Consider the following 8,294-nt stretch of genomic DNA (forward strand, 5'->3'; position numbering starts at 1 on the left):
GTCGTGGGCCTGCTCGCCATCCTCAAGGCCGGCGGCGCCTACGTGCCGCTGGATCCGGACTATCCCGCCGCACGCCTGCAGCAGATCCTCGACGATGCCGATCCGGCCCTGCTGCTGGTCGATGCCGCCGGCCGCATCGCCCTCGGCGACGAGGCGCTGCCGGGCCGCCACGTGCTGGACCTGGACCACCCGCATCCGGCCTGGCACCAACAGCCGCAGACCGATCCGGATCCGCATGCCCTCGGCCTGCACGCCCGCCACCTGGCCTACGTCATCTACACCTCCGGGTCCACCGGAACCCCCAAGGGCGTAATGATCGAACATGGCTCGGTCTGCAATCAGATCTGGGCACTGAAAAGCCTCTACGGGCTGACTGCGCACGATCGCCTCCTGCAGTTCTCGTCGCCATGCTTCGACGTCTCGGTGGAGGAAATCTTCGGCGCGCTTTGCAGCGGCGCCACGTTGGTGCTGCGGACCGATGCCTGGCTAGCCTCCGCGTCCACGTTCAACGAGCTTTGCACCGCCCACGGCATTACTGCGCTCAGCCTGCCCACCTCGCTCTGGTCGCAGTGGGCCGACGCATGGAGCGAAGCGCGTGCGCCGCGGACGCTGCGCCACATCGTCATCGGTGGCGAAGCGACCAGCCGGCACGCGCTGCAGGCCTGGTTCGGCGACGGGGGCGTCAGGCCGACGCTGTTCAACTGCTACGGCCCGACCGAGACGACCGTCAACGCCACCAGCCAGGTGGTACGTGCGCAAGACCCGGCAACGCTCATCGGCCGCCCCGTCGCCAATACCCGCGTCTACATCCTCGACGCGCACGGTCAACTGGTGCCGCCCGGCGCGGTGGGGGAACTGTGCATCGGCGGCGTCGGCGTTGCCCGCGGCTACCTGAACCGTCCGGCACTCAGCGCCGAACGCTTCCTGCCGGACCCGTTTGTCGCCGATCCCGACGCGCGCCTGTACCGCTCCGGCGACCTGGCGCGCCACCTGCCTGACGGCAGCATCGAATTTCTCGGCCGCAACGACCACCAGGTCAAGCTGCGCGGCTTCCGTATCGAACTGGGCGAGATCGAGGCGCGTCTGGCCGCGCACCCCAACGTGCGCGACAACGTCGTGCTCGCGCGTGGCGAGGGCACAGACAAGCGCCTGGTCGCCTATGTCGTCCCCCGTGCGCACAGCGAACCGGGCAGCAACGACGGCACCTCCGAACTGATCGCGCGACTACGCGCGCACCTGGCCGCCGGCCTGCCCGACTACATGGTGCCAGCCGCGTTCGTCATCCTGCACACATTGCCGCTGACCCCCGGCGGCAAACTCGACCGCAACGCGTTGCCCGCGCCCGACGATGGCGCCTTCGCGCGCCACGACTACGTCCCACCCCGAAGCCAGGCCGAAACGCTGCTGGCCGGCATCTGGCAGGAACTTCTCGCGCTCGATCGCGTCGGGATGCACGACAACTTCTTCGATGTGGGCGGCACCTCGCTGCACATCATCGCGCTGCGGCAGAAGATCCACGACAACATCGGCGTCGACATCTCCATCACCGACCTGTTCGCGCACCCGACCATCGCCAGACTGTCTGAGCACATATCGGTCGGCACACAGCAACCGGCGGCGGTCGGCCCGACGCCGGAGCAGTCCGCCGCCTCCGACCCAGGATGCGCGATCGCGGTGATCGGCATGGCCGGCCGTTTTCCCGGCGCCAGCGACGTCGCGACCCTGTGGGCCAACATCGCCAACGGCGTGGAATCGCTGCGCCGCTTCAGCCGGGAAGAGCTGCTGGATGCCGCAGTGGAACCGGCCCTGCTCGACCATCCCGGGTTCGTGCCGGTGCGAAGCCTGCTGGACAACGTGACCGACTTCGACGCCGACTATTTCGGCTTCACCCCGCGCGAGGCGGAAGTGACCGATCCGCAGCAGCGCATCCTGCTGGAATGCGCGCATGAGGCGTTGGAGACCGCAGGCTACGGCGATGCCCGAAGCGAACGGCCGGTCGGCGTCTTCGTCGGCGTTGGCGAAAACCAATACGTGCTGCAACACCTGCTGCCGCAGCTGGACGCCTTTTCGGCGCTGGGCACCAGCATCGTGCACGCCAACAGCAAGGACTTCGCCGCCACGCGCATCTCTTACAAGCTGAACCTGTCGGGCCCGGCCGTCAACGTCAACACCGCCTGTTCCACCTCACTGGTGGCCGTGCACCTTGCCTGCCGCAGCGTTGCGCAAGGCGAGAGCCGGATGGCGCTTGCCGGTGCGGCCGGCATCGCCGAATTCGGTCCAGGCGGCTATCGATACGAGGAAGGCAACATCAACTCGCCGGACGGCCATTGCCGTGCGTTCGACCGTGACGCGCGGGGAACGCGGGCCGGCAACGGGGCGGGCGTGGTACTGCTCAAGCGGCTGGACCATGCTCTGGCCGATAACGACACCATTCACGCCGTGATCAAAGGGTCGGCGGTCAACAACGATGGCGCCGACAAGGTCGGCTACACCGCCCCGAGCGTGATCGGACAGGCGCGGGTCATCCAGCAGGCTCAGCGCAACGCGGACGTATCGCCGGCGAGCATCGGCTACGTGGAAGCGCATGGCACCGGCACCGTGCTGGGCGATCCGATCGAAATGCGCGCACTCAGCCACGCCTTCGCGGGCGAGCCTGCGCAACGCTGCGCGATCGGATCGGTCAAACCCAACATCGGTCACCTGGATACCGCGGCCGGCATGGCCGGCCTGATCAAGACGGTGGAGGCACTCAAGCACGGGCAGTTGCCGCCGAGCATCAACTACCTCCAGCCAAACCCCGAGATCGACTTCGCCGCCAGTCCGTTCTACGTGAATACCCAACTGCGCCCCTGGCCCACGCAGGACGGGCCGCGCCGCGCCGGCGTCAGCGCGTTCGGTATCGGCGGCACCAACGCGCACGTCGTACTGGAGGAAGCGCCGCCGGCGGCGAGCGACTCGGCAACGCGGCCGGCGCAGTTGCTGTTACTGTCGGCACGCAGCGCGGAGGCCTTGCAGGCGGCGAGTACGCGGCTTGCGGACTATCTGCGTAGCGACCAGGCGGCGCCGCTGGCAGACGTTGCCTACACGCTGCAAACCGGCCGCACGGCACACGCCTGGCGCCGCGCGGTGGTCTGCACGACGGCCGCGGACGCCGCCACAGCGCTGACCTCGGCCCCGGCCGAGGCGACCAACACGTCGGACCCGCATGCTTCGCTGATCTGGATGTTCCCCGGACAGGGAGCGCAGCACGCAGGCATGGCCGGCGAGTTGTACAAGACCGAACCGGTGTTCCGCGAACAACTGGACGCCTGTGCGGAAGGATTGCGTACCGCGCTTGGCCTGGACCTGCGCGAGTTGCTGTATCCACCGCACGAGGCACGCGAGGATGCCAACCGGCAATTGGTCCAGACCTGGCTCGCACAGCCGGCGCTGTTCGCCGTGGAGTACAGCATGGCCCGGCTGCTGCAGTCCTACGGACTCACTCCGGATGCGATGATCGGCCACAGCCTGGGCGAATACGTCGCCGCTTGCCTGGCGGGCGTATTTTCCCTGCAGGATGGATTGAGGCTGGTCGCAACGCGCGGCCGCCTGATGCAGGCAATGGCACCGGGGCGGATGCTGTCCGTGCGCGAGGACGAGGAACGCCTGCGGGCGAGGCTGTCCGACTGCGCTGTGGACATCGCCGCAGTCAACGCCAAGGGCAAATGCACGGTGTCCGGCGCTCCCGCCGCCATCGCTGCACTACGTGAAAAGTTGGTCGCCGAGGGCATCGACTGCCGGGATCTGGAAACATCGCACGCCTTCCATTCCGCGATGATGGAGCCGATGCTCGCTGCATGGCGCAAGACGCTGAGCACCGTGTCGATGCATGCGCCGCGCCTCGCCTACGTGTCGAACCTCAGCGGCGGCTTCATTTCCGCCGAGGAAGCGACCGACGTGGAATACTGGGTGCGGCACCTGCGCGGCACGGTCCGCTTCGCCGAAGGCATGGACGTCCTGCTGTCGCCGACCTCGCCACTGAGGAGCCGATGCGTCTTCGTCGAAGTGGGCCCCGGGCAGGCGCTGAGCGGCTTCGCCCGGCAGCGCGTGCATGCAAGCGCGCATACCGTGGTCCCGGCCCTCGGCCACGCCACCACATCGGATCACGACGCCCGATCACTGCAGCGTTGCATCGGCCAGATCTGGGTGCATGGCGCCGGCGTCATCGACTGGGCCGCCTATCACGCCCCCGCGCGCAGGCGACGCGTGCCGCTGCCGACCTATCCGTTCCAGCGCCGCAGGTTCTGGGTGGATACCCCCCGTCATGTTGCGCAGGCAGCACCGTCTGCCGACGCGCGCCGTCCGCATCAGCAAGACTGGTTCTACGCTCCGTTGTGGCGGTTGCGCGGCAGCAAGGCCAGGCCGGGCAGCGCTCACGCCACGCATCCGCTGACCTGGGTGGTGATGTCCGATCGCGGTGGAATCGGCGAGCGCCTCGTGCAGCAACTGCGTCACGCGGGGCAGCGGACGATCACGGTGTGCAATGGCGATCTATTCGCCCGTCTCGGTCCGGACGACTACGCGATCGTTGCCGACGACCCGCGCCACTATGGTGAACTTGCCGACAACCTGGAACGCGACGGTCTGCGCATCGACCGCCTGGTGCACCTCTGGTCGTTGGAGCGCTGCCAGGCGCAGACCGAACTGCTCGGCTTCGACCTGTTCCTGGCGCAGCAGCGCAACGGCTACTGCAGCCTGGCGTTCGCCATCGCCATCCTGATGGCGCGGCTGCAGGCCGACGACGCGGCGATGCACGTGGTGACGCACGACCTGTTTCGTGTGACCGGCGCGGAACTGCTCGCGCCGCACCATGCACCGATCCTCGGCCTGTGCAAGGTTGCACCGCAAGAACATCCGAACCTGCGCTCGCGACTTATCGATCTCAGTGACCCGTACACGGAAGACCGCAGCGAGGGCGCCCTGTCCGCGGCAAGCGCCAGCCTCTTCGGCGAACTGATGACCGAACGCAACGACAGCGTCGTCGCCTTTCGCAACGGAGCGCGCTGGACGCAAACCTACGAGCCCCGCAAGGTGCCGGACGAGCACCTGCAGCCACGCATCAAACGCGGCGGCGTCTACGTGATCACCGGCGGTCTGGGCAAGGTCGGATACGCGCTCGCCGAACACCTGTCAGCGATGTCCGCCAAGTTGGTACTGATCGTGCGCGACGAATTGCCGCCGCGTTCGCTATGGGCCAACTGGATTGCCGAGCGCAGCCCGAGCGATCCTGTGGTTCCGAAGCTGGGACGGCTGCTCGCGCTCGAGTCCAGGGGCGCGCAGGTCCTCGTCTGCCAGGCCGACGTTACCGACGAGGCACAGATGATCGATGCCTTCGAGCAGGCCGAAATCCGTTTCGGCAACATCGACGGCGTGATCCATTGCGCGGGCCAGGTCCGCGATTCGATGCACTCCCTGGCCGACACGACGCTCGAGCGCAGCCGCGCCCAGTTCCTTCCCAAGGTCAAGGGCACGATGGTGCTGCAGCGCGTGCTGAAACACCGGCACGTAGACTTTTGCGTCCTGATGTCATCGCTGTCGAGCGTGCTGGGCGGCCTGGGCTTTTCGGCATACGCCGCCGCGAACGCCTACATGGACGCCTTTGCCACCGCGCGGCATGCGCAAGGCGACGAGGCATGGCTCAGCATCAACTGGGACGGCTGGCACTTCGCCGGCGAGCCCGCCAAGGAAAACGCCCATGGCGTCGATGGCCGTGAAGGCGCGCAAGCGCTTGTATACGCCCTGTCCTGGTCGGATGTGCCGCAGCTCGTCCATTCGACCGTGGACCTGCAGGCGCGCATGGAGAAGTGGATCGACAAGTCGCCCCAGGACGCGGCGGGCATGCAGCTCTATGTCCGTGGCGGCGGCACCGCCTGCGTCGCGCCGAGCACCACCATCGAGTTCCAGCTCCTGGAGATATGGCAGCAACTACTGGGCATCCAGGACATCGGGGTGCGCGACGCATTCTTCGACCTGGGCGGTGACTCGCTGCTCGCCACGCTGCTGGTAGCCCGCGTCAACAAGGCGTTTAACGTGAACCTACCGATCCGCATCGTCTTCGAGGAGGAGACCATCGAGCGCATCGCGTTAAAGATCGACGATCTCACCAAGCGCCCGCCGCAGGGCAAGCCACTAGCGCTCAAGCGCAGCGGTGAACGTCCCCCCTTGTTCTGCATCCACCCCGGCAGCGGATTCGGGCGCCCGTACATGGCGCTGCTGCGGCACCTTCCCGCGGATCTGCCGGTCTATGCGCTGGAGGCGCGCGGACTGAACGACGACGACACGTTGCCGGAGACGATCACCGACATGTGCGCCGACTATATCGAGCAGATCCAGGTCATCCAGCCCATGGGGCCCTATCACCTGCTCGGCTGGTCGTTCGGCGCCATCGTCGCCCACGCCATGTCGGCCGAAATGCAGAAACGCGGCCTGGCGGTGGCCAAGCTGATCATGATCGACGGCGCACCGCTCTACGACGAGGAGTGGCCGCAGCAGGCCGTCGAAGAGCACCGCCTGGACCTCGAATCGCGCCTTTCCAGCTACAGGGACTACCAGACGGCGTCGGAGGACCTGAAGCAAACCATGATCGCGCGGATGAGCGCCATCCAGAGCAACAACATCCGCCTGGCCTACTACCGCGATCCATCCCCCTTCCATGGAAACGTACTGATGATCATCGCCAAGGACTCCGATCGCCCGGAGAAATACGAATTCTTCAAGAAGTACATCCGCGGGGACGTGACCGAGCTGAAGGTGCCATATCACCACAACATCCTGCTGACCAGCGAAGCCCTGGAAAGCTACGCGCCGGACATCTGCAGATTCCTCGACGCCAATACGTTGCGGCACGAGACCCGGCTGGCGACAGAGGCATAGGAACCACGGGACGAATTCCTGGCGCCCGCGAACGGTGCCTTGGTCAGCGATTGATGAAGGAGCGACGATGTTTGGCTACTACTTCCACCTTGGCTTGCGCAGCCTGATGCGCAATCCCGTGTTAACCGGCTTGATGGTGCTGTCGATCGCCGTCGGCGTAGCCGCATCGATGACCACCTATGCCGTATTCCGCGCCACCTCGAGCAACCCGATTCCGGAAAAGTCCGCACAGCTGTTCGTGGCGCAGATCGACAACTGGGGACCCACCGAAAACATCGAGAACGGTGGCGAGCCACCGCGTGCCTTGAGCTACAAGGACACCATCGCCCTGATGCGCGACCATCGCGCGATGCGGCAGACAGCGCTCTACCCGATCAAGGCATCGATCGTGCCCGCCGACATGGCGCTGCTACCGTTTCAGGTGAGCAGCTACGCGACCTACTCGGATGCCTTCCCGATGTTCGGCGTTCCTTTCCTCTACGGCGGGGGATGGTCGGCGGCCGAGGACGAGTCACGCGCGGCCGTGGCGGTGATCAGCCGCTCGCTCAACGACAGCCTCTTCAAGGGTGCAAACAGCGTCGGCAAGGAAATCAATATCGATGGCAGGAGCTACCGCATCCGCGGGGTGATGGATCGCTGGAATCCCCAGCCGCTGTTCTACGACGCGGCCAATACCGGAGGATTCGACAAACCCGCGCAGCTGTTCATCCCGTTCACCCATGCCATCAGCCTGCAATTGCCGACCAATGGCAACCGCAGCTGCTACAAGACGCCCGGCGCGGGATGGGAGGCATGGCTGCAGTCCGAATGCGCATGGATCGCCTATTGGGTCGAACTGCCCGACAAGGCGAGCGCGGAATCCTATCTGAACTACCTGCGCAACTATTCGGCACAACAGCAGCAGTCCGGACGCTTCAACTGGCCGCCCAACGCGCGCCTGCGCGACGTGGCGCAATGGCTCGACTACCTGAAGATCGTGCCGCCGGAGTCGAAGATATCGGCGCTGCTGGGCCTGGGCTTCCTGTTGATCTGCCTGGTCAACACCATCGGCCTGTTGCTGGCCAAGTTCATGCGCCGCGCAGCGGAGATCGGCATCCGTCGTGCGCTGGGCGCACCGCGCAGCGCCATCTACATGCAGTTCCTCGTGGAAGCCGGCACCGTCGGCCTGGCCGGCGGCGTGCTCGGTTTGCTGCTGACCGGCCTGGGAATGCTCGGCACCGACCTGGTGTTCGAGCCGGAAATCGCGCGCCTGGCCGAGCTGAACGTGTCTTTGGCGGCACTGACCCTGGTGGTGGCGACGCTGGCCACCGTCATCGCGGCGCTCTACCCGATTTGGCGCGCGGCACAGGTGCAGCCGGCCTGGCAACTGAAAGCGAACTGAG

General features: G+C 66.3%; 2 protein-coding genes. Both read left to right on the forward strand.

The genetic code is table 11. From position 1 onward, the window contains the following. Positions 1-3 precede the first annotated feature (3 nt). Entirely contained in the window at positions 4-6,912 is a 6,909-nt protein-coding gene (locus GGR66_RS12750; RefSeq protein ID WP_326521022.1) for a polyketide synthase, read from the forward strand. A gap of 67 nt (positions 6,913-6,979) precedes the next feature. Continuing rightward, entirely contained in the window at positions 6,980-8,293 is a 1,314-nt protein-coding gene (locus GGR66_RS12755) for an ABC transporter permease (protein ID WP_184448737.1), read from the forward strand. Position 8,294: the final 1 nt, after the last annotated feature.

The sequence above is a fragment of the Xanthomonas sp. 3498 genome (genome assembly GCF_014199795.1).
In the GTDB taxonomy this organism is placed as follows: domain Bacteria; phylum Pseudomonadota; class Gammaproteobacteria; order Xanthomonadales; family Xanthomonadaceae; genus Xanthomonas_A; species Xanthomonas_A rydalmerensis.